At 54.2% G+C, this 20911-nt stretch carries 19 protein-coding genes and 1 tRNA gene; 16 read left to right on the forward strand and 4 right to left on the reverse strand.

The window, feature by feature from the left end:
• Window positions 1–532 precede the first annotated feature (532 nt).
• On the forward strand, window positions 533–2758 hold the full coding sequence (locus tag A6X21_RS24490; protein ID WP_068845256.1) for a DUF1559 family PulG-like putative transporter: 2226 nt from the start codon (window positions 533–535) through the stop codon (window positions 2756–2758).
• Window positions 2759–2891: 133 nt separating this feature from the next.
• Window positions 2892–3311, forward strand: a complete 420-nt coding sequence (locus tag A6X21_RS00615) for a hypothetical protein (protein ID WP_068845258.1) — start codon at window positions 2892–2894, stop codon at window positions 3309–3311.
• 363 nt (window positions 3312–3674) lie between these two features.
• On the opposite strand, the gene A6X21_RS00620 is transcribed toward A6X21_RS00615, so the two are convergent.
• Together A6X21_RS00620 and A6X21_RS00625 are read right to left on the reverse strand one after the other, a co-directional pair.
• The gene (locus A6X21_RS00620) at window positions 3675–4211 is read right to left on the reverse strand and encodes a hypothetical protein (RefSeq protein WP_068845308.1); all 537 of its coding nucleotides are present in this window, start codon (window positions 4209–4211) and stop codon (window positions 3675–3677) included.
• 191 nt (window positions 4212–4402) lie between these two features.
• Complete coding sequence (locus tag A6X21_RS00625) at window positions 4403–5290, reverse strand: hypothetical protein (RefSeq protein ID WP_068845260.1); 888 nt, start codon at window positions 5288–5290, stop codon at window positions 4403–4405.
• Here A6X21_RS00625 and A6X21_RS00630 point away from each other — a divergent pair.
• The 11 genes from A6X21_RS00630 to A6X21_RS00680 all read left to right on the forward strand — a co-directional run bounded on the left by A6X21_RS00630 (window position 5289) and on the right by A6X21_RS00680 (window position 15458).
• Complete coding sequence (locus A6X21_RS00630) at window positions 5289–5570, forward strand: hypothetical protein (protein WP_068845261.1); 282 nt, start codon at window positions 5289–5291, stop codon at window positions 5568–5570. The genes A6X21_RS00625 and A6X21_RS00630 overlap by 2 nt on opposite strands.
• A gap of 116 nt (window positions 5571–5686) precedes the next feature.
• Complete coding sequence (locus A6X21_RS00635) at window positions 5687–6475, forward strand: YceH family protein (RefSeq protein WP_068845264.1); 789 nt, start codon at window positions 5687–5689, stop codon at window positions 6473–6475.
• A gap of 113 nt (window positions 6476–6588) precedes the next feature.
• Window positions 6589–6670 (forward strand) — tRNA-Leu (locus tag A6X21_RS00640).
• A 172-nt stretch (window positions 6671–6842) separates the two neighbouring features.
• Window positions 6843–8327, forward strand: a complete 1485-nt coding sequence (locus tag A6X21_RS00645) for an alkaline phosphatase family protein (protein WP_083233289.1) — start codon at window positions 6843–6845, stop codon at window positions 8325–8327.
• Window positions 8328–8556: 229 nt separating this feature from the next.
• Entirely contained in the window at window positions 8557–9513 is a 957-nt protein-coding gene (locus tag A6X21_RS00650) for a bifunctional riboflavin kinase/FAD synthetase (protein ID WP_068845265.1), read from the forward strand.
• Between the two features lie 272 nt (window positions 9514–9785).
• The gene (locus A6X21_RS00655; protein ID WP_068845267.1) at window positions 9786–10802 is read left to right on the forward strand and encodes a diacylglycerol/lipid kinase family protein; all 1017 of its coding nucleotides are present in this window, start codon (window positions 9786–9788) and stop codon (window positions 10800–10802) included.
• Window positions 10803–10889: 87 nt separating this feature from the next.
• Complete coding sequence (locus A6X21_RS00660; RefSeq protein WP_240490132.1) at window positions 10890–12563, forward strand: sigma-54-dependent transcriptional regulator; 1674 nt, start codon at window positions 10890–10892, stop codon at window positions 12561–12563.
• A gap of 44 nt (window positions 12564–12607) precedes the next feature.
• The gene (locus A6X21_RS00665) at window positions 12608–12979 is read left to right on the forward strand and encodes an Hpt domain-containing protein (protein ID WP_068845268.1); all 372 of its coding nucleotides are present in this window, start codon (window positions 12608–12610) and stop codon (window positions 12977–12979) included.
• 152 nt (window positions 12980–13131) lie between these two features.
• On the forward strand, window positions 13132–13857 hold the full coding sequence (locus A6X21_RS00670; RefSeq protein WP_068845270.1) for a CDP-alcohol phosphatidyltransferase family protein: 726 nt from the start codon (window positions 13132–13134) through the stop codon (window positions 13855–13857).
• Window positions 13858–13861: 4 nt separating this feature from the next.
• A complete protein-coding gene (locus A6X21_RS00675) occupies window positions 13862–14527 on the forward strand; it encodes a lysophospholipid acyltransferase family protein (RefSeq protein WP_068845272.1) in 666 nt (221 codons plus the stop codon).
• The gene (locus A6X21_RS00680) at window positions 14514–15458 is read left to right on the forward strand and encodes a phosphatidate cytidylyltransferase (protein WP_068845274.1); all 945 of its coding nucleotides are present in this window, start codon (window positions 14514–14516) and stop codon (window positions 15456–15458) included. The genes A6X21_RS00675 and A6X21_RS00680 overlap by 14 nt, the downstream gene beginning before the upstream one ends.
• A gap of 52 nt (window positions 15459–15510) precedes the next feature.
• Here A6X21_RS00680 and A6X21_RS00685 read toward each other — a convergent pair whose 3' ends face one another.
• Both A6X21_RS00685 and xylB read right to left on the reverse strand, forming a co-directional pair.
• Window positions 15511–16467 carry an ornithine cyclodeaminase family protein gene (locus A6X21_RS00685; RefSeq protein ID WP_068845276.1) on the reverse strand — a complete coding sequence of 319 codons (957 nt, stop codon included), beginning with the start codon at window positions 16465–16467 and terminating at the stop codon, window positions 15511–15513.
• Window positions 16468–16530: 63 nt separating this feature from the next.
• Window positions 16531–18066, reverse strand: coding sequence for a xylulokinase (gene xylB, locus A6X21_RS00690; RefSeq protein ID WP_068845278.1), 1536 nt, complete (start codon window positions 18064–18066; stop codon window positions 16531–16533).
• A 930-nt stretch (window positions 18067–18996) separates the two neighbouring features.
• Between xylB and A6X21_RS00700 the strand changes: the two genes are divergently transcribed.
• From A6X21_RS00700 to recO, 3 genes are all read left to right on the forward strand, one after another.
• Window positions 18997–19392: a Minf_1886 family protein gene (locus A6X21_RS00700; protein ID WP_230849390.1), complete on the forward strand. Its 396-nt coding sequence runs from the start codon at window positions 18997–18999 to the stop codon at window positions 19390–19392.
• A 111-nt stretch (window positions 19393–19503) separates the two neighbouring features.
• The gene (locus A6X21_RS00705; RefSeq protein ID WP_068845282.1) at window positions 19504–20028 is read left to right on the forward strand and encodes a hypothetical protein; all 525 of its coding nucleotides are present in this window, start codon (window positions 19504–19506) and stop codon (window positions 20026–20028) included.
• A 108-nt stretch (window positions 20029–20136) separates the two neighbouring features.
• Entirely contained in the window at window positions 20137–20886 is a 750-nt protein-coding gene (gene recO / locus A6X21_RS00710; protein ID WP_068845284.1) for a DNA repair protein RecO, read from the forward strand.
• The last annotated feature ends 25 nt before the right edge of the window (window positions 20887–20911 follow it).

The raw sequence follows: 20911 nt of genomic DNA on the forward strand, positions 1-20911 counted from the left end.
AGTCTTGTATAGCGTTGCAACGCGCCAAAGCAAATGCCGCCCACGCCACAAGCGACCATAACAGGTGCTGCCAAAGCCTTTCGCAACGTGCTCCCTGGCTGAATCTTCGCTCACTCTAAAGCTGGCTTTGCCACACCAAACCATGAACAACGCCCTAACTCAGTCAGCATTCCACTTGATATTCTCAGAGACTCACGTCGCCGTTTCGCCGGCAACAAAACCTCGCTCGTCCCCAGCCCATACTATTCCCGCCACCGGCGATACTCTTCCACTCTGAGAGCAGGAAAACACCTATTCCGTCGGCCACATTTCACGAACCCGCCACATCGTTTGTGTTTGCTATCAGAAGCTGCGCCGATTCAGCAGGCATCAATCTTTGAAAATCATCATGTACTGAACGAAATTCTTCTTGCCGGGGGATTGGTAAATGGTGAGATTAGCGGAACCGGCGTGCGCCCCGCCGCAAACCTCTCTTCGGGAATTCTTCCCCTGTGCCTGCGGCACGTCTGTGTTCGAGAATGAAGGGTGAAACATGCGTCGAACGATTTGGATCATGGCGGCTCTGTCTTGTAGCCTCCTGTTGCCTGATGTCCTTCCCGTAGGCTTGCCGCACAGCGCCGCTGCCAGCGAGATGTTTCCTGAGCAGAAGTATCTTCCGAACAACAGTGTGGCCCTGGCTTCGGTCAGGCTGCGGAATATCGTTGAGTCGCCACTGTATCGACAAGCCGAGGGTGCGGGACTGCTGGCTGAATCACCACTCATGAATTGGCCATTCCTTCAGAATCCCGCCGATATCGAACGCCTGCTGATCGCCGTCGATCAGCCCGTCGTCGACCGATGGGCACAACTGGCCAAGTTCGGCGAAGTGAAGAAGCTGAACAGGTCGCGCGATCCCTTGTGGGGCCTCATGCAAGTCGATGTCGCGATGCATAACCACGCCGGCGGCAGGAATACTCGGCTTCCAAGGCCCGATGGTGACGCTGAGGGAAAAGCCACCGGCTTGAGCTGGCGAGTCCATTTGCTTCCTCTGCTCGACGAGTTGGAACTCTACAAACAATTCCACTTCGATGAACCCTGGGATAGTCCACACAACAAAACGTTGATCCCCAGGATGCCGAAGGTCTTTGCTACAGCGGGTGTCACCGAACCAGGGAAGACCTCCATGCACCTGCCGGTGGGCGAGAAACTCGTTTTTCAGAATGGTAGGGCGCAAGGCCCCTCGTTTCGTGACGACAGGGATGGTCATGAAAGTACCATCATGATTGTGGTGGCCGATCAATCGCTGGCCACCGAATGGACAAAGCCCGGCGGCTTGCCAATCGACCTTGATAATGTGCGTCAGTCCCTGGGCGGGATTCCCACCGAAGGTCGACCCATCGTGATGATGTCGGGCCGAATCCTGAAGGTCTCGCCCAACATCCGCGATCAGGATCTGGTCGCCTTCATGACGGCGCACGGCGATGAATGGCTCAACTTCCAAGGGGTCTACGCTCCATCAAATCCCTTGCAACCTCTCCCGACCATGATTGCAACACTCAAAGAACCGGTCGCCGCCCACCACATGGAGCGATCCGCGAATGAGTGGACCACGATTAATGGTGAGACAGTTTACTTGAAAGACGGGGTTGGCCTGTGGGCACCCACGCCGACCACGGTCGTTATGGGAAACTACGAAGCACTGCAATCCCGCCTGAGAACTGGCACAGCCACCACGAACGTGCAGCATCCGCTCATCGATCGGCTGAGTCGCACCGATGACTTCTCCATCGCGGTCGATATCAAGTCGCAGGATGCTCTTTTGGAAAAAATGGCGACATTCCTTCCGCAGGCGGAGCAGCTCCTGAAATTCGAGTCGATCGTGATCGATGCCGATCTAAGTCGCAGGACTGCCGGCGGTACCCTCGCACGGGTGGAACTGCTGACCCGTCAACCAGAATCATCGGCAGTGGCCACTGAGGATTTGAGGAAACAGTTGAACATCGCGAGGGCGGTCGTCCCGGGCCTGATCGAATCCGCCGCTGGGGCTCCCTTGGTCGATTTTGTCGTTAACAGCATGAAAGGTGTCGTCGTCAAGCAGGAAGGGGCGCACATCGTCTTGACGGTACTCGCCCCTGCGAACATCAAAGAGCTTCCCGATCTGGTACAACCGCTGTTCGAGAAATTGGGCAGTGAATGGTTTGCCAACAGCGAACGAAACTCTTTGAAGCAGATTGGCCTGGCGCTGCATCGATATCACGATGTCCACGATCGATTCCCCTCGAACTCGCGGGGACCGGAAGTCGGCGACAAAGGAGGCTTGAGCTGGCGGGTCCATTTGCTCCCCTTTCTGGGCCGAGCCGATTTGTACAACGAGTTTCATCTCGGGGAGCCATGGGATAGCGAGCACAACTTGAAGCTTGCGCAACAGATGCCCGAAGTTTTCCACTCGGATCTTGTTGCCGACCCGACGAAGACACCTTTTCAAGTCTTCGTTGGAGAAGGGACACCCCTCGGTGGCGATGAAGGACTCCCCCTGAAGGCTCTCCGCGACAGCACCATGCATACGATTCTCGTTGTCCAGGCAGGAGCCGACCAGGCGACGATCTGGACGAAACCCGGTGGCTTGACCTACGAGAAGCCCAACCCGGCACAAGGTCTGGGTAACGTCGGCGATCGAGGTTTTCTGGCACTCCTTGCGGATGGATCCGTCCAACGATTTTCGGCAACGCTTTACCCCCATTTATTGCGGCATCTGATTGAGCACAACAACGGATGGTGACCGCTACGCAGGCAACGGCTCGATCACGGTTATATCAATCAGAATCAAGTGTTGGCTGATGAGCAGGACAGAGCATTCGATCCTTTCCATCCTCAGGTAATGGTCTCCACAGATCATCCAGCTTTTGATTGTGATGCTGGTCTACACTCTGGTGTGGTTTGTGGCCGATCTGGGGGTGTTGCCGCGCTCGCTGCGATCAGGATCGACGGCGGGATCATGGGGGTCGAGCCTGTTCGTGGGAGCGATGGGTGCGCTGGGATGGTTCGTGGTTTGCCGCTGCGAACCATGGCCCGCTCTTGGGCGTGCCGTCATGGCTGGAGTTTTCTCGATTGTGGCCATATTCCCTCTGTCCGTTCTGTGGGCCACTATCAGCAGTGGAGGTGAGTTTCCCTTTGTGGCCGGTATGGGGATCGCCATCATTGCCTTTGTCTTTATGGGACTATTTCTGGTTCCTGTGGGGGTCGTGGCGGCACTGATCTGCTGGTTGATCGGCGGGGCCCGACATTATCTCGAGTCGCGCCGGCCTGAAGACAAGTACGATCCGTTCGACTAGGCATGTATGACTCGCTCAGTATTCAAAATTCTCAACCTCTTTGCCATGCATGCGGCTCTGTGCAAGCATGTGTTTTCTACTTCCGACGGTCAATCTCAACCACAACTCCAGCATGCTCACTCCGAGCCGTGAGCATGGCACAGAGAATTGTTCTCTCTGGATACGCAACTTATGTGGAGTTTTGCAGGGACTTTCTTGTGACTTTCGTCACCCAGAGATTCAAAGCCACATCTGGGCCACTCTGCCGGAATTGTGGTCACGATGATTCGCCACAAAAGACTGTGGAGCATGCCTGCATCGATCCGCAGGTATGCTCCACAAAGTCTTGTTCGGTCGACGGCGGTCGTCGGGAATCCAATTCCATCAGGCCTGGTGACTGGTCGTAGGAGTTGTAACCTGTGCTGCAGGAGTTGGGGGTGGGCCATGTTTTTTGGGGTGAGGCGTGAAATAGGCCACAATCACAATGCAGATGGCCATCCCCACAATCCCGACATAGAGCATGGGATTCACTTCGACATTTTTAATGGTCAACGTCGCCACAATCGCACTGACGGAGACTGCCGTGCCGAAGACAATCGGCATCACAACCTGGGGCATCGCCATCCCCCCGGAGAACATGGCAATCGTCAACGACAATGCTCCAAACGCTCCCAGCGAACCGGCAATAAAGCCCCAGGTCGCCTGTCCGCCATTGTAGGTAAATGTCGCCCCCGTGGCGCGCATGGCCACGGCACCGCCAATCACACCCCAGACCAGGTAAGCCAGCCCAATCATCAAATATGGTTTGAACGGGCTTTTATCTCCGGGAAGTGCTTCTCGTGCTAAACCGACGGCTGGGCCATAAGTCCCCCAGAACAAACCCGTCATCACGGCGAAAATGATAGGCAACAGCAGCTTCATGAGGATCATTCCTGGCGACAGTTGAGAGAATTCGAGAAGCTTCTCACAACCTGAAAAGCCTCTCGCAACAGAGTCTGCACACGTATCATCGGTCAAGTTGCTCCATCAGGCAACCCTCCGCATGATAGTGGGCCCGAGTGGATTCGACATGCAAGTCGCCACAAAGAGGCTGCGAGAAAAGCTGCGTTTGATCAGGCAGCCTTGCGGCGCTCATTGAAGAAGGGGCTCTTTTCTGGAGAGCTTGCCCCGGCAGCCACGCGATTTTGCCGATCACTTGCGGCAATGTTGACTTGCTGATGGGTGAGTTGCTGATGGCCAGGACAACAGGCCGCCATTTCTGTGAGTAAGCCTTTCTCAACGTAATTTTCCCAATCACTCAAACTGTGAGAAATCGGGGGAATCTGCAGCACCAGATGAGCATGATTTCGCTGGGAGGTGTTTTCCAATCCCTCTGTTTTTACAGGTGATGATGCCGTGGAGAGCTTTTGCCCATGGGCAGACTTCCGCCGGCCGGCCGCCGAGAAAATGTCCCGCCATCGCGGCTGTTCCTGCAAAACCTGGACATCCCCGGGAAAGCAGGTGAGATGACGAAGGTAACACTCCAGACCATGGTTCTCTGTGGAAGTTCCCTCTGCCGAAATTCTCTCTGCCGATATTTCCTGTATCGAAACTCCCTGTGTTGAAATCGGTAACTGGGGGATAACAAAAAATCCTCCCGGAGCCAGCAGTGACAGCCACCTCGCGGTCTGCAATCGCAACCGGCGCGAGAGCAGGTTTTCTCCATCGATGACACCCGGCAGAACAATCAGATCAAATTTCTGGAGTTCGTCGAGATCGTTACAAAACAAGTGGTCATTGATCGCCCCGGAGTGTGGTGTCAAAGCCGAGTGTGGTGGCGTAAAACCTGGATGAGCCAGCACAGCAGGTGCCGACTCCGTGGTGACGATTGGTCGATGAGTTTTCTGATTGAGCAATCGGGAATCGATGACTTCCCACCCCAGTTCTTCGAGGGCCCTGGCCCCGGCCAATTGATCGTTGGCATATGCGGGGTCGTTGGTGGAAAGAAAGAGAGCCGACATGCCGAGGCGTATCCCGGTGCGACTCATGACATTCAGCACCCAGGCCTTGCATGTCGGTGGCAATGCAGCAGGCAAACGATTTGCAAATGGCCAGAACCTGGGCATGTTGCCTCCAGCGGCCCCATCGTTTCAGCCGGGCCTTGCACGTCTGCCTCAATCGATCTCGACAGATTTTGCCACTGGTTGTTGTCGAACGTCGCCAAAGGGTCAAGGGGAGATTTCCGCCTGCCAGAAACTCGTCAGGATCCTGGAAATCCTCGTGGGTTCATCAGCAGACTGATGTTGGCAAGGGGGCAGAGGTTGCGTCAGAATGCGGTGGCAACGACGCGGGGAAAGAGGCAGCAATACTCAAAGAGCTTCAACTGATCAGTACATCCAGAGGACAGGGTTTTCGGCATGGACACCTCCCACACAGAAGTTTTTCCCCTCAAATCGCTTTCGAGAAAGCAGCGACGAGTTCTCGGCACGCTGATTGAAAAGGGGATTACGACTCCTGAACAGTATCCGCTGACCCTCAAGGCCACAGTGACTGGCTGTAACCAGAAGAACAATCGCGAGCCAGTTTCCAACTACGAGGAAGATGCCGTCTATCAGGTTCTTGATGAACTGCGCGAGATGGGGCTGGTAGCGTTTATTCAGACGGAAACGGGTCGCACCGAGCGTTATCGACACTATTGCCGCCAGAAGCTTTCCATCAGCGAGCCACAACTGGCCATCCTGACGGAACTACTTTTACGCGGACGCCAGCAACTGGGAGAGTTGAGAACTCGCGCCAGCCGGATGTGTGCGATTGATTCTCAAGACGAATTGAAGACCCAACTGAAAGGTCTGTTAGATCGCCAGTGGATACGTGCCAATGGCCCGCTCGACCGACGTGGAGTAGAGGTAGATCATAATCTTTACGCACCGGGCGAAAATCACGAACCGCTCGCACAACTCGCCGATGAACTGCCAGTACCAGCGATAACCAACAAGGTTGAGTCAGTCTCTCCGAGTGTGGGCGGGCACAGTGTCAGCGACAAGAGTGGCAGTCAGCCTGTGCCGGCTGCAGTGGCTACGAATTCGGCGATCCACCGACTGGAGGAGTCTCACGAAGAGATGAAAAGCCGCCTGAGTGCGCTGGAAGCACAGGTGTCGGCACTGAAGGACGCTCTTGACGATCTGCGCCGCCAATTGGGAGCCTAATGCCAGTTTTGACGGCTTTTCGACTGCCTGCCGCGAACTTGCTGTTCGGTGAATTGCGAATCAAGTGATTTGGCAGGGGAAGAAGATTCAATTAGACTGTTCGAGCCATACTCGCGGGAGTGGCGGAATTGGCAGACGCGCCAGACTTAGGATCTGGTGCCGCAAGGCGTGTGGGTTCGAGTCCCTCCTCCCGCAATGATTGGCCTTACCAGCCGGATTCAGTCTCACCGCAATTTTCCTGCCCACCGTTAAGATCGTTGTTGATGGCAAGAATCTTCATTGACGGCAAGAATCGTTATTGGCGGTGAATCTGCAGGACGGCCTGCTTCCCGGTCTTTCCCAAACCTTCAGGGTAAAGCTCAAGACGATGCCGAGACTCAATCGCAGATCTTTTCACTTGTGTGGGACTGGCCTCGCTTTAAAAGGTGTCTTCTGGAGTCTGCTGGCACTCGTTCTGGCTTCGCAGTTACTGCCTAAGCTGGTGACTCAAGTGCTGGCTGATGGCCCGATCGCTCAAGTGAAAACAGCACCGGCCAAAGGTCAACCTTCGGTCGTCCTGATCACTCTCGATGGGTTACCCGCCACATTTCTGAGAGACCCGGCCGTTTCGCTGCCGAATCTGAGAAGGCTGGCTCAGCAGGGAGTGGCTGCCGAAGGCATGATCGTGGCGAATCCTTCGGTCACCTGGCCCAACCATACCACGTTGATCACCGGCGTTTACCCGGCAACTCATGGCGTCCTCTTCAATGGTGTCCTGCAACGACCGGGCCTGGGGTTGCCACCAAAGACCGAAGCTAAAAAAGATGGCCGCGAACTTGTTGCTGTGCCGACTTTATTTGATTTTGCCAAGCAAGCCGGGCTGGCGACGGCAGGGATTAACTGGCCTTGTACTCGAAATATCGATGCGGTCGACGACAACATGCCCGATGTTCCCGAGTTCTTTGAATCATCGACTCCGGGGCTGATCAGCGACCTCAAGCAAAATCAGATACTCACTGATGAACTCATCAAGAATTTTTATAAATACAGCGGAACAGTCCGCGATGACATGTGGACGGCTGCCGCGACCTACGTGATTCGCCACCGTATGCCACAGTTCATGACGATCCATCTCTTGAATGTGGATGGCGTCCATCACAAATATGGCCCAAGAACTCCCGGTGGCGATGCCGCTGTGGCGTACATCGATACCTGCCTCGGCCGGATTCTGGATGCGATCGAGTCTTCGGGAAACGCCGGGAATACGACGATCATTGTCACCGCTGACCATGGATTTATTTCGATTCCCCAATCGATCCGTCCGAATGTCAAACTGAAACAGGCCGGTCTGTTAACGACATCCGGAAACCGGGTGGATTCCGCCCGGGCTTACGCCATCCCTGAAGGTGGGATTGCCATGGTCTTCCTGACTGTTCCCGAATCCAAAGCTGCCGACCGGCAGAAAGTCGTCGAGCTGTTCAAAGACTCCGAAGGTATCTTGTCGATTCTGCAACCTGCGGAATTCGCGGCCTATGGTCTTCCAGATCCTGCGGATCATCCCGGCATGGCCGATTTGATTCTTGTTGCCAAAGATGGATATGGCTTCAGCGCTGTCGCCACAGGCGATGAAACGATTGTCGAAAGCGACACAACCTTGGGTACGCATGGTTTTCTTTCGACCAATCCGAAAATGAACGCCATCCTCGTGATGGCTGGTCGCGGTATTCGGGCCGGTGCCAGTTTTGGCACGGAAAATAGCCCGGGCATTGTTCGAAATGTCGATGTTGCTCCCACCATTGCCCATCTGTTGAAACTCAAACTCCCGCAAACCGATGGACGTGTCTTGACGGAAGTACTGATTCCTCAGGAATAGTTTGCGCTGGACAAAATCGGCAACTCTGGAGTTCATCGTGACTAGAATCGTGGCGTGCGGCTCGAAGCAGGCATACTTCAACAGCTTTTTTCAAACACCGCTCACGTTCTGAACCTGTCCTTTAATACTTCTCCGTGGAAAACTCGGCGCGTTGTTGGTTGTGAAGACATGCTTGCCCAGAGCTGCAAGCATGGCACTTAGATTGACTGGCATGAGGGAAAGGCGACTTTTGGCTGCAAACAACTTGCCACAATTGCCCACAGAACTGATCTCTTTCACTCCAGAATGCCGTCGCGGTTTTGTAGCGATTGGAAACTTCGATGGTGTTCATCGCGGGCATCAGGCCATGATGGCGTTGCTTGCTCAGCGTGCGCGAGAGCTGGGGGGCAGGGCTTTAGCAATGACATTTGATCCCCATCCCTGGGAACTTCTCAGACCCAGTGGTGCCCCTCCCAGTTTGATGACGCTGGAGCATCGCGTCGAATTGCTCAAACGCTACGGTGCTGATGAAGTGCTGGTCTGCCGAACAACCCACGAACTCCTCAGACTTTCCGCCAGTGACTTTTTTCAGCAAATCATTATCGAAACCTTGAATGCCCGTGGATTGATCGAGGGGCCGAACTTCTTTTTCGGCAGGGAACGCGAAGGGAATATCACGCTCCTGAAACAATTGTGCGAGAAAACGGGGCTTTCACTGGACATTGTCCCGCCGATTCTTGTGGCGGATCAACTGGTCAGTTCCAGTGTGATTCGCTCACTCCTCAGTGCGGGACAGATGAAAGAAGCTGTCGATCTGCTGGGGCATCCTTATCAAATCAGTGGTCTCGTGGGGACAGGGATGCAGCGCGGTCGTACGATTGGCTTCCCGACAGCGAATCTCACGCAATGCCCCAATCTGATTCCTGCGCATGGTGTTTATTCGGGTCGAGTTCGCCTCGATCGAAACTATCCGGCGGCAATTCACATTGGGCCCAACCCGACGTTTGGCGAGCAGGAATCAAAGATTGAAGTCCATATTCTCGACTTCACCGGCGATTTATATGGCCGGATGCTCTCTGTCGATCTGCAGGCCCGTATTCGCGGGGTGACGAAATTCGCGGATAAAGAGGCGTTGCTGGCGCAGCTTCACCGCGATTGCCAGGAGGCACGCGCTCATTTTGCGAATCCTTCTATTCACGAGGGCTAAACTTACTCATCAGCGGTGCTAAAGAGGACTCTGGAGGATCATCCACCAGAGTGAGCGTTCAGCGATCAGTCGTGTGATGGCTCACTCAAATTCGACTGCTTCTGGCTCACTCCTGCTGAAAATGTCACTCTGGCATGTTCGTTGCATATCGTGTGCTATCGATAAGACAAAATGCCAACGGTAACTTTCGATCGAATGACGCCTTGTCATGGGACTTCATAAACTGGCAACACGATAAATTCGGAACTTGCGCCAGACAAAAAGATATGGTTATGCCCATCCCGACTCGCAAAGCTGTGCTCTGGAATGCACATGCCGGATCCATCGCTCATGCCAGAGAGTTGGAACAGCAGCTTCGAGAGAATTCTCAGATTGGATTCTACTCCACCGCTAGCGGGCAAACTCTGGATCAATTAGTCCAGCAGGCATTTGATGATGGTTTTCAGTGTTTGATTGCGGCTGGGGGCGATGGCACTGCCAGTACGGTTGCCGGTCGGGTTTATGCATCTCAACAGTCTCATTCCGATCGAATTTTCTCCTTTGGAATTCTCCCTCTTGGGAGCGGGAATGATTTTGCTCGTACATTAAATTTACCACTTGAACCGATGGCCGCCTGGGAAGCCATTGAACAGGGTGATCTCATCGATTGCGACCTGCTGGAACTTGAGGCAGATGGTCATTCGCGGGTGGCTCTGAACATGTTGACAGCAGGGAATACCGGAAAGTACCTCGAAAACCTGACAGAGGAGATCAAAGCCCGCTGGGGTCCCTTGTGTTACCTGCGAGGAGTCGTGGATGTCGTAGTCAATCTGCAGGTTTACCACGGCCAGATTGAAGTTGATGGCCAGAAGATTGCAGGCGAGTCGTGGCTCAATCTCTTTGTGGCGAATGGCAAATACTCGGGCGGTGGCCAGGAGGTCGCTGCGAATGCCACACCTTTTGATGGCACATTAAATCTTCTGGCGATTGCCGATGGCCCACCCACGGAACTCGTTTCGCTCCCCGCCAGTTACTTCCGTGGAGAAGCTCCCGAACATCCGCTGATTCACACGAGCTGTGGAAAATCCGTTACGATCACCTCTCAAGAACCCTGGCCATGTACTGCTGATGGCGAAAGTTTCAAAGCCAGCTTGATCCACATTCGAGTCATTGAACGAGCTTTGAAAGTTATCCAGCCGCAATCCGAGGGATTGTCCAATTCGCTCCCGTCAGGGACATTATCCACTGCGGAAGCATCAGGAACTGGTATGTCTCAACCCAGGGGGAAGACAATCTTTTCGCATCCGTAGTCAGTCGCAATATGCTCATCAAAATGAATCAGGGGCCCTGCTGAACCAAGCATGTTGCCGGGAATGATTGATGGTTCCCACTCGAACATGATTCGCCAGTTAGCCTGGAAAACCCCGACTATAGAAAGTTTGAAAACAGTGACGTCAACTGTGCTGGTGATTGATGATGACCGTACAATTCTGTTGCAGATCTCTCGTGCGCTGGAACCGTTAGACGTTCATGTCGAGGGAGTCACGACAGCACAGGCTGGCCTTGAAGCCATTCGCACACTGAAACCCTCTGTCGTGCTATTGGATCTGGTGCTCCCGCAAACGTCGGGCATGGAGTTGTTCCAGCGCATTAAAGATCTCGACCGGCGATTACCAGTCGTCTTCATTACGGCTGATGCGGCGAGTGAATCGGCGATTGGTGCCATCAGCCTGGGGGCGTACGACTATGTGGCCAAGCCATTGCATCTGGCCCAGTTGCAGCAGCTTGTTTCCAAAGCGTTGGAAACGCGAAGGCTGATGAGTGTCCCGGTCGCGGTCTCGGTGACTGACGATGATAAAGCCGGCGACCAGGGCGACTTTTTTGTCGGTCGCAGCCCGCGGATGCTGGAAGTCTTCAAAGAAATTGGTCGTGTCGCTCAACAGAATGTCACAGTCCTGGTGCGCGGAGAGAGTGGTACCGGGAAAGAACTCGTCGCAAGGGCGATCTATCAATTTGGCAGCCGCTCGACGCGCCCGTTTATGGCCGTCAACTGCGCCGCCTTGCCAGATACATTGCTGGAATCTGAACTTTTCGGGCATGAGAAAGGAGCCTTCACCAGTGCGGATCGTCGCCGAATCGGCAAGTTCGAACAGTGCAATGGTGGTACGTTGTTTCTTGACGAAGTGGGCGATATGTCTCCCTTAACGCAGGGCAAAGTTCTCCGCTTGCTGCAAGAGCAGCGGTTTGAACGAGTTGGCAGCAACGATACCATCGAGACGAATGTCCGTCTGGTCGCTGCCACCAATCGTCCCCTTGAGCAGATGGTGCAGGATGGCCGCTTTCGTGCCGATCTGTTCTACCGGCTGAATGTGGTCACGATCTCTTTGCCGCCACTCAGAGAGCGAGTCGAGGATATTCCACTGCTCCTCAAATACTCCTTTTCCCGTGCCAGGCGAGAACTGGATAAGCCAGATGTTGAAGGTCTCTCACCTGATGCACTGGCACTGCTCATGGCCTACCCGTGGCCGGGGAACATTCGAGAATTGCAAAGTGTTGTGAGGCAATGCCTTCTCAAATGTACGGGGCCCGTGATCGTTCCCGATTTTCTGCCCGCAGCGATTCTCGACTACCAGGCTGTTCCCCGTGAAGAAGTGACGAACCGGGTTTTCTTTCCAGAGAACTCCCCGGCATCGATCAGCCGAGATCCCTCTTCCACTGCCGGAGTGCGACCTCTTTCGCAACTTCCGGAAGACTCGTCTGTTGCGGGTGCTGCTCATGTACCAAATGGGATGCTCCCGACGCATGCCCAGGCTTCTGGAATGAGCGACCTGCCCAGTTCGGACATCGGCCAGTTGATTGAAGCCAGGCTTCAGGCCGGTTCGACCAATCTTTATGCCGAAGCTCTCGAAATGATGGAGAAGTATCTCCTGACCCGTGTGCTGCAGGCCAGCCAGGCCAATCAATCCAAAGCGGCTGAAATCCTGGGGATCACTCGCGGTAAAGTGCGTGATCGAATTGCCGCTTTCGGGATCAATCTCGACAAGAATGTCTCCATCGATCCTCCGCGTTGAGCTCCTGCCATTGATTCGTTTGTCAGATGATTTAAGGATTTCCAGTGACAGATTATCGCCACGAAATTGACTTCAAATCGATGATGGAACGCCTCGGTGGTCTCTGGGATCTGGCAGAAGAACTCGCCTCGATGACAATCACGGATGCCCCGATTGTGCTGGGGCACCTGAAGAACTCGCTAGCACTCGAAGATCTCGAATCAGCTCACCGGCATGCCCATAGTCTGAAAGGCCTGGTGGCAACAGTTGGCTGCACGCGCTGTGAAGCGACCGCTTCCAGGATCGAGAAACTGATTGCTGCAGGAGATTTTGAAACCTCCCGCGCTCTCCTGCCAGAACTCACAATTCAGCTCGATCAATCTCTGCAGGGATTGAAACAGATCATCGATGATGGTCAATCCTCGTCTCAATCATAATCGAGTTGTCTATGCCCGTTTGATGGCCTTACAAAGACCATGGAATATCCAGCTTGCATTCGCGACTCTCACTGTGCAATGATCAGTGGTCTCCTCATGATGTGATCTGTTGCTGAGACCATTGACCGTTCCTCGCATGGCGAAAGAGTCTTTTGAACACATCGACTCCGACAGAGCCTCCCCTCTCCCGCAGACCATTGGAAGTTCGCAAGACGCGTTGGGCTGGGCGTTTTGCTCACCTGTTGACCACGTGGAATATTGCACCGAATACGATTTCAGTCGCAGGCATTGGCTTCTCTGTTCTGGCTGCACTCGCACTGATTCTCGGTGGACAAAGTGAAATGCTGTCTCTTCAGATCGCCTGCCTTTTATTGGCAGCACTGGGAATACAGTGTCGGCTGCTCTGCAATCTTTTTGATGGAATGGTTGCTGTCGAAGGGGGAAAGTCGACGCGATCCGGCGAACTGTTTAACGAGATCCCGGATCGATTTTCAGATGCCCTCTCACTCGCCGGGGCTGGCTATTATGTTTCGGCAATGCCCTGGGTGGTCGATGTCGGCTGGCTGGCGGCTGCTCTGGCGATTATTACGGCTTATGTCCGGGCTCTCGGTGCTTCCACAGGTGCCGGTCAGCACTTTGAAGGCCCCATGGCAAAACCCCAACGTATGGCGTTACTGACGACAGCCTGTGTAGGGGAGGCAATTTTTGTGGCGACCTCGCTTCATGGCTGGATCATGACATGGTCACTGATCATCATCGCTCTGGGGAGCCTGATCACCATTTTTCGTCGGGCGAGAAATATTGCTGTGATTCTGGAAAGCACTCCAGGTGCGGAGGCAGATGCTCAAGCCGCAGCCCCACGGCAGGAAGGAGAGTAGAAACATGCAACAGATTTCTGCCGCATGCCTGCGACTGCTGACTGGACTTCGCGCTGAATGGCAAGGCTGTCTTCCTTCAGCCGAACCTCGCGTCTATTTTGCTAACCACACCAGTCACCTCGATGCCCCAGCAATCTGGGCCTCGCTGCCTTCGATTTGCCGGTCAACGACTCGTCCTGTGGCTGCTCAAGACTACTGGACGGCCGGGCCTATCAGGCGATTTATTGCCAGCCGCGTGATGAATGCGATTCTGATTGATCGTCAACTTCCTACGGCTCGCAACAATCCGGTGACGTTCATTCGGCAGGCCATTGAAGACGGTGCTTCAGTGATTGTTTTTCCAGAAGGAACGCGTTCGCCGGATGGACAGATTCAGGAATTCAAGAGTGGGCTTTACCATCTCGCCCGCGATTTGCCACATGTGGAGTTTATTCCGGTTTACCTCGAAAACCTCAATCGAATTCTGCCCAAGGGTGAGTTCATCCCGTTACCCATCATTGCACGAGCCACATTTGGAGCACCATTAGGATGGATCGCATCCGAGGGCAGGCACGATTTTCTCAATCGCGCCAGGCAAAGTATTGTCGCGCTCATGCAGCAAACGTTGATGGAACCTCTGGATAACACCCCTCTACACTCAGCCGAGGCTTTTGCGAATGAATTGGCCTGATCGCGAACTCGGCTGGTTAATCATCGGTACATTCATGGCATTAGGCTGCGCCAGCCTGGTGGGATTGATTCTCCGGTGGCAATGCGGTCCCACGAAGACGATTGAAAATCTCAATTCCCGCATCGTGGCCTGGTGGTTCATGATCCTGGTTTTTCTGGGAGCAGTACTTTCAGGCCCGATCGTGGTGGTGGTGCTGTTTGGATTACTTTCATTACTCGCACTTCGTGAATTTCTCACACTGACACCCACACGACTGGGCGATCATCGCGCGTTGTTCTGGGCATTTTTTGTCGTTCTTCCCATTCAGTACATCATTCTTGGAATCCACTGGTATGCGTTCTTTTCAATCTTTATCCCGGTCTATGTGTACCTCATTCTCCCGATTCGCAGTGCGGCTGCTGGAGATGTCCAGAACTTCCTCACGAGAACGGCCATTATCCAATGGGGGCTCATGATCTGTGTTTATTGCCTGAGTCATGGCCCGGCACTCCTGACAATGCTCGAAATACCCGACTATCCGACACGCGACGGCAAACTTCTCTGCTACCTTGTTCTCATCTGTGAGGCGAGCGATGTCTTGCAATATGTTTGCGGGAAGCTGTTCGGTAAGCATCCTGTCGCCCCCAAGGTCAGCCCTTCGAAAACGTGGGAAGGATTGATTGGTGGTGTGACATTAACTGTTGGTCTGGGGACTGCACTCTGGTGGGTGACCCCATTTTCTCCACAAGCTGCAGCAGGAATGTCGCTCACGATTTGTCTTGCCGGCTTTGGTGGAGGTCTCGTGATGTCTGCCATCAAGCGAGATCGCGGCGTTAAAGACTGGGGGCAGGCCATTGCCGGTCATGGCGGAATACTGGACCGGCTCGACTCCTTCTGCTTCGCGGCGCCGTTCTTCTTTCATTTCACGCGATATTTCTACAGCACGATTTGAGAGTTGCTTTCAGCTCACTTGCCAGCATGCATGCTCTTGGTCGGACTGCCGTTCAGAATGGCAGTGGTTGACCCAGGCCTTCTTCGCGGGCACGGATATAAACCTGTGTCCCGAGAATAATGTCCTGTATCGCCAATCCCACCGATTTGAAGAGCGTGATGTCGTCTTCGTGAGCCCGGCCTGTCTGTTCACCCACCAGCACTCGACCCAGTTCCTGCACACGCTGCCATTCCAGGCAGCCGGCCTCAATCGCTGCGACAAAATCACCCGCTTCGTTCTGACAGGCAGCCAGATCATCACAGGCAATCCAGTCACTGCGGCGGATTGTTTCCAGATCGATCTCGGCTCGCGACAGATGATTACTCCCCACCACACACAGGTGAGTGCCGGGCGTTAACGAAGCGCCTTGAAACACCGGGCTTTTACTGGTGGTGGCACACACCACAATGTCCTTCTCGCTGGCAGCATCATCAGGGCTATGCACTGGAATCGTCGGGACATCGCAAAGCTGTGAGACTTCATCGGCAAACTGCGAACACTTCTCACTGTTCCTCGAGTAGACTTCAATGCGCTCGATGGGGCGGCTCATACAGATCGCCTGTAACTGGGTTCGTGCCTGCAGCCCTGAGCCGAAGCAACCCACCACCCGCGATTCAGGATTCGACATCAACCTGCAGGAAAGTCCTGAGGCAGCCCCGGTGCGTAGCTGGCCCAGATAATCCGCCTCCATGACACATAAAGGCTTTCCCGTTTCGGCATCCCACAAAGTGACCAGGAACTGCGCACCTTGCTTCGTCGTGGTGTACGACTTGGTCCCCAGAATCTTCACCCCGGTCGAGGCCGCTGACATACTGTGCAGAATCACTCCGGGAATCGACGCCCGGCTGCGCGGAATGTTCACCGCATGCCCGGTCGCCAGTTCCTGAAACGCCTGTTCGGCCGCTGCCAATGCCAGAGGCATGTCGGCTACAAATCGAACGTCCCCTTCTGAGAGAAAGAATGCCGTCATGATAGTTGTCACTGGGAGGGGAATTGTTCGTCATCGAGCCAAATAGATGCAGCTCCAGCGGCTTTAGACATCGACCAGCTTGGCCAGTTCCGGGAAGTCGGGCTTGAGCGATCGATAGAGCTTACCGAACATGGGGTACGACTTGTTGTAAACGCGTTTGGCCTCGGAGTTCGGATCGGTCGCGCCGTTGACACGAATGGTGGCAGTACAGGCTTCGACCACGCTCTTGTATTCGCCAGTGCCAGCGGCAGCCAGAAGTGCCACACCATAGGCAGGCCCCTCTTCCGCATTGATCGTGACCACGCGGCGTCCATAGACATCTGCCTGCATCTGCCGCCAGAACTGGCTGCGTGCCCCACCGCCAGAAACGCGGATTTCGCGAATGGGAATCTTCAATTCATTGATGATTTCCAGGCAATCCCGCATGGCATAAGTGGCACCTTCCATCACAGCTCGAATGAGGTGTGCGCGGCCATGCCGAATCGTCAGCCCCACCCAGGCGCCGCGAGCCAGTGGATCGGCATGCGGAGTGCGCTCGCCCGTCAGATAAGGCAGGAAGAAGAGCCCTTCGCAACCTGCAGGAGCTTCTGCTGCCTGTTCGGTAATCAGATTGTAAGGATCTGTTTTCAATCTGCGGGCATCGGCCACTTCGACGAGGCCCAGTGTATTTCGATACCACTGGAGACTGCCGCCAGCGGAAAGGACACAGCCCATGACATGCCATTTTCCTTTGACAGCATGGCAGAACGTATGGACACGGCCCTGAGGGTCAAGCTGCATTTCATCGGAGTGAGCGAAGACCACGCCGCTGGTTCCCATCGTGGCCGAAATCACGCCGCGTTTGACAATGCCGTTTCCGACAGCACCGGCAGCCTGGTCACCGGCCCCACCCACGACAGCGATCCCGGCTTTGAGTCCCAGTTGTTTGGCAGCAATTGCGCTGACAGTCCCGGTGACCTCTTCCGATTCGTGCATTTTCGGGAGCAGCGAAAGTGGAATATCGAGCTTGTCGAGCAGTGGCTTGCACCAGACCCGCTGGCTGACATCGAGCAGCAATGTGCCGGAAGCATCGCTGACCTCGGTGGCATATGTCCCGGTCAGCCGGAAGCGAATGTAGTCCTTCGGCAACAGGATCTGAGCTGTTTTGTCAAAGATTTTGGGTTCATTTTTCTTGACCCACATAATCTTGGGAGCGGTAAATCCTGTGAGTGCCGGATTGGCGACCATTTCAATCAATTTTTCGCGGCCGCCGGCCTTCTTTTCAATGTCGAGGCACTCGGCGGCAGTTCGCTGATCGTTCCAGAGAATGGCAGGGCGGAGCACTTCGCTGGATTTATCCAGAAAGACACTGCCATGCATCTGGCCACTCAGGCCAATCCCGCTGATTTCATCAGCCTTGATTTTCGCTGACTTAATGGCCTTCTTGGTGCTTTCGACAACGGCATTCCACCAGTCTTCGGGGTCCTGTTCCGACCACCCGGGTTTCGGGCTGGAAAGTGGGTACTCGACGGTGGCTGAGCCTAGAATTTCGCCGTCAGCCCGCATGACGATTGTCTTTGTGCCGCTTGTGCCGATGTCGATCCCGAGAAAGGCGCCCATAGACCGTTACCCTCAAGTTGTTCGCAGTGAATTCAGGCGTTTCACAATCGCTGGAATTGCCTGGGAGTCAAAACATCACTCTGGCGAGAGCTGTTTTAACTCCAAATGCTGTTCGTGATGTTGTCTACTGATCGTGTGGTTCATCTGCCGTGGTGCTGGTTACTGACAAAAACCAGCCGGCCGGGGAAGCATCCGTGGAAACAGATCCTGTGATCAATGACCTCGAAAGGAGTTGATCGCTGTATTGTCATCCACGGCCAAATCATATTCACCGGCGATTCTTGACCTCGACAGAGTTCAAGGAATCGCTGGTTTGAATGACCTGCACCCGACAAAACCCGAGAGTTTAACAGATTCGTGCGTGTGCTGCGCTCCACTCCCAAAAATCGCCTTTAAAGCCATGACTCGGGGAGCAGTTTCTCTTCGGGCTCGTTGGGTGGCAGGTTTGGCCGACAGTTCAGGAAGCCTTCTGCTCGTCAGCCCCTTCGCCGCCAGTCCGATGTCACTCGAATTGATCAAGTGCCGATAAAAACCCTTCATGACCCACGAAAAATCTGGACGATTCCCTAAGCGGGGCTCAGGAATTGGCAGGCTTTTGCTGAGCTGGCATCGCACATAGCCAGAGACCTCCATCAGGCCTTTCATGTCTGCGTTCTGGTGATTTCTGCGGGAAAGATTGATGTCTAGAGCTTCAATCCTTCCGCAGTTTTGGCTGGGAAATTTGATTCGAGATCAGATTTGGCCCGAGACCTCAGGAACTGTGATTGTCAATATGACAACAAAGAGCATAAATTTGCGGAAATGCCCGCGACTTCAGACTTTCGAAACGCTCGACACAGCGTGTATCATCCAATGAGACGCCAGAGGGCTGTCCTATTTTATTCTTCTTACATCCCTCAAATCTTAACGGTGGCATCAGAAACTATGAGTTTGATTGATCGTGCAACTCGTCCCAAGATGAAATTTCCACCTCAGGCCTACCTGTTTGTCACAGAGGCCCTGAAAGTGGCCCAGGATCAGGCTGGCAAACTTCGCAATCTGGATGAGTCTGAAGAGTCTGCTCACATTTCCGGCGCAGAACTGCTCGAAGGTGTGCGAATTCTCGGGAGTCGCATGTTCGGGATGATGGCTCCCACCGTGTTTCGTTTGTGGGGGATTGAATCGACACACGATTTTGGCCGGGTTGTTTTTGACCTCGTCGAGCGTGGGGAACTCCGCAAAACTGATGAAGATCAACTGACGGATTTTGATGGTATCTACGAGTTCAATGAAGTCTTCCTGAATTCTTATCTGGTGGATACGACCAAGGCGTTTCGTCAACCATGACGAATTGATCCACTGGCGACGCCAAGTCAATGCATCCCTTCCGAGGTGCCTTAGGTCTGCTCCTGCAGAACTGGATGACGGGTGAGGATGGCAGCGAAAGGTCGAGGTATATTGTCTGCTGAATCACAGTTGCGAGATTCGAATTCACCTCCTGATCTGCTGCCCACGAGGCAGTGGCCCTTGTATGTGGCCGGAGGAATGCTCGTTGTCTGGATCTTAATTCTCACCTGTCTGGCTGCTTCCACAGCCAATCCCGTCGTAGTCAATCAACTGCAGATTTCCCTCTCTGATGCGGTGGTGACAGTTGAACTGGGAACCAGCGAGCAAGGCCAATCATTCGATCAAGTCGTAAAAACCTGGAAGGGAGAGCCCCCGGAAAAACTCCCTCAACTTTCCCAGTTCAGAAAATTTCCTCCGAAGACCCGGCTGGTCGTCCCCCTTCAAAAGACCGAAACAGGCTGGGAAGTGACACAGGGGCCAGCCTCCTGGGCTCAAATCCCGTGGGCTGAACAGCTTTACCGCTTGCCTCCAGTGACCACCAACCTGAAGCCTCTGGTCTATGTCGAATCGCCAGATGTTCTCATGCAATTAGAGACTGCACTGGCATTACCGCAGTCAAAAAAAACCTCCCAATGATCCAGGGATTGCCGGAGTTTTTCCTGGTACCAGGCGTTCTTCCGCACGATTTGCATACGCCTTAATCATTCAGCATGACCATCCCGCAGAGAGGACAGAGGCCCGGCAATGGCGGCAGAAAAGGGGACGGCGCTCATTTTACGGGTCACAGACTTCAGTGAGACCAGCCGCATCGTCGTCATGTTCAGCCGAGAGCACGGGCGTTTTTCGGCCTTGGCAAAAGGTGGCCGGCGTTTAAAAGGGCCATTCGAGTCGTCACTGGATTTACTATCAACTTGTGATGTGGTCTTTCTCAAGAAAGCTTCCAGCGGGCTGGATCTCCTCACAGAAGCCCGGCTGGTGCATCGCTTCCGTCCTGAGCCGAATCAGCTCAACGCACTGTATGCCGGTTATTACGTCGCGGAGCTCATTCTGGGGCTGACAGAAGATTACGATCCCCATCCCGAGATTTACGATGAAGCCCAGAAGCTGCTTGAGAGTCTGGCAGATGCGTCAAACCTGTCCATCAAGCTGACTCGGTTTGAATTGATCATGCTCAGGGAGTGTGGCCAACTCCCGGATTTCGAGACCTGTATGGCTTGTGGAGCCGAGTTAACAGAGGGCCGGCTGTTTGGTTTCTGGCCCGGGCAAGGGGGCATGATTTGCCCTGCATGCCAGCGGGAAGACTATTCTCAGATTCCTGTTCACGCGGGGACGGCTCAATTATTGCGAAGGATGGCGAGCAATGAAAATACGGCCTGGTCGCGGTTAATCCCTTCGCCACAACAGGTTAAGGAACTTCGGGCAGTAATGTTGGCCGCCGTGACTCACACTTTGGGGAAGCGGCCCAACACTTTGAAACTACTGCGCTTCCAGTAAATTCAAGCTTCTGCTACAAGCCGCT

The organism is Planctopirus hydrillae (assembly GCF_001707835.1).
Classification (GTDB): Bacteria; Planctomycetota; Planctomycetia; order Planctomycetales; family Planctomycetaceae; genus Planctopirus; species Planctopirus hydrillae.

Bases quoted from the DNA above. Each gene is read 5' to 3' on its own strand.
- A6X21_RS24490 (WP_068845256.1), top strand. From the start codon at position 533: ATGCGTCGAACGATTTGGATCATGGCGGCTCTGTCTTGTAGCCTCCTG.
- A6X21_RS00615 (WP_068845258.1), top strand. From the start codon at position 2,892: ATGCTGGTCTACACTCTGGTGTGGTTTGTGGCCGATCTGGGGGTGTTG.
- A6X21_RS00620 (WP_068845308.1), bottom strand. From the start codon at position 4,211: ATGAAGCTGCTGTTGCCTATCATTTTCGCCGTGATGACGGGTTTGTTC.
- A6X21_RS00630 (WP_068845261.1), top strand. From the start codon at position 5,289: ATGCCGAGGCGTATCCCGGTGCGACTCATGACATTCAGCACCCAGGCC.
- A6X21_RS00625 (WP_068845260.1), bottom strand. From the start codon at position 5,290: ATGTCGGCTCTCTTTCTTTCCACCAACGACCCCGCATATGCCAACGAT.
- A6X21_RS00635 (WP_068845264.1), top strand. From the start codon at position 5,687: ATGGACACCTCCCACACAGAAGTTTTTCCCCTCAAATCGCTTTCGAGA.
- A6X21_RS00645 (WP_083233289.1), top strand. From the start codon at position 6,843: ATGCCGAGACTCAATCGCAGATCTTTTCACTTGTGTGGGACTGGCCTC.
- A6X21_RS00655 (WP_068845267.1), top strand. From the start codon at position 9,786: ATGCCCATCCCGACTCGCAAAGCTGTGCTCTGGAATGCACATGCCGGA.
- A6X21_RS00660 (WP_240490132.1), top strand. From the start codon at position 10,890: ATGATTCGCCAGTTAGCCTGGAAAACCCCGACTATAGAAAGTTTGAAA.
- A6X21_RS00675 (WP_068845272.1), top strand. From the start codon at position 13,862: ATGCAACAGATTTCTGCCGCATGCCTGCGACTGCTGACTGGACTTCGC.
- A6X21_RS00680 (WP_068845274.1), top strand. From the start codon at position 14,514: ATGAATTGGCCTGATCGCGAACTCGGCTGGTTAATCATCGGTACATTC.
- A6X21_RS00685 (WP_068845276.1), bottom strand. From the start codon at position 16,467: ATGACGGCATTCTTTCTCTCAGAAGGGGACGTTCGATTTGTAGCCGAC.
- xylB (WP_068845278.1), bottom strand. From the start codon at position 18,066: ATGGGCGCCTTTCTCGGGATCGACATCGGCACAAGCGGCACAAAGACA.
- recO (WP_068845284.1), top strand. From the start codon at position 20,137: ATGGCGGCAGAAAAGGGGACGGCGCTCATTTTACGGGTCACAGACTTC.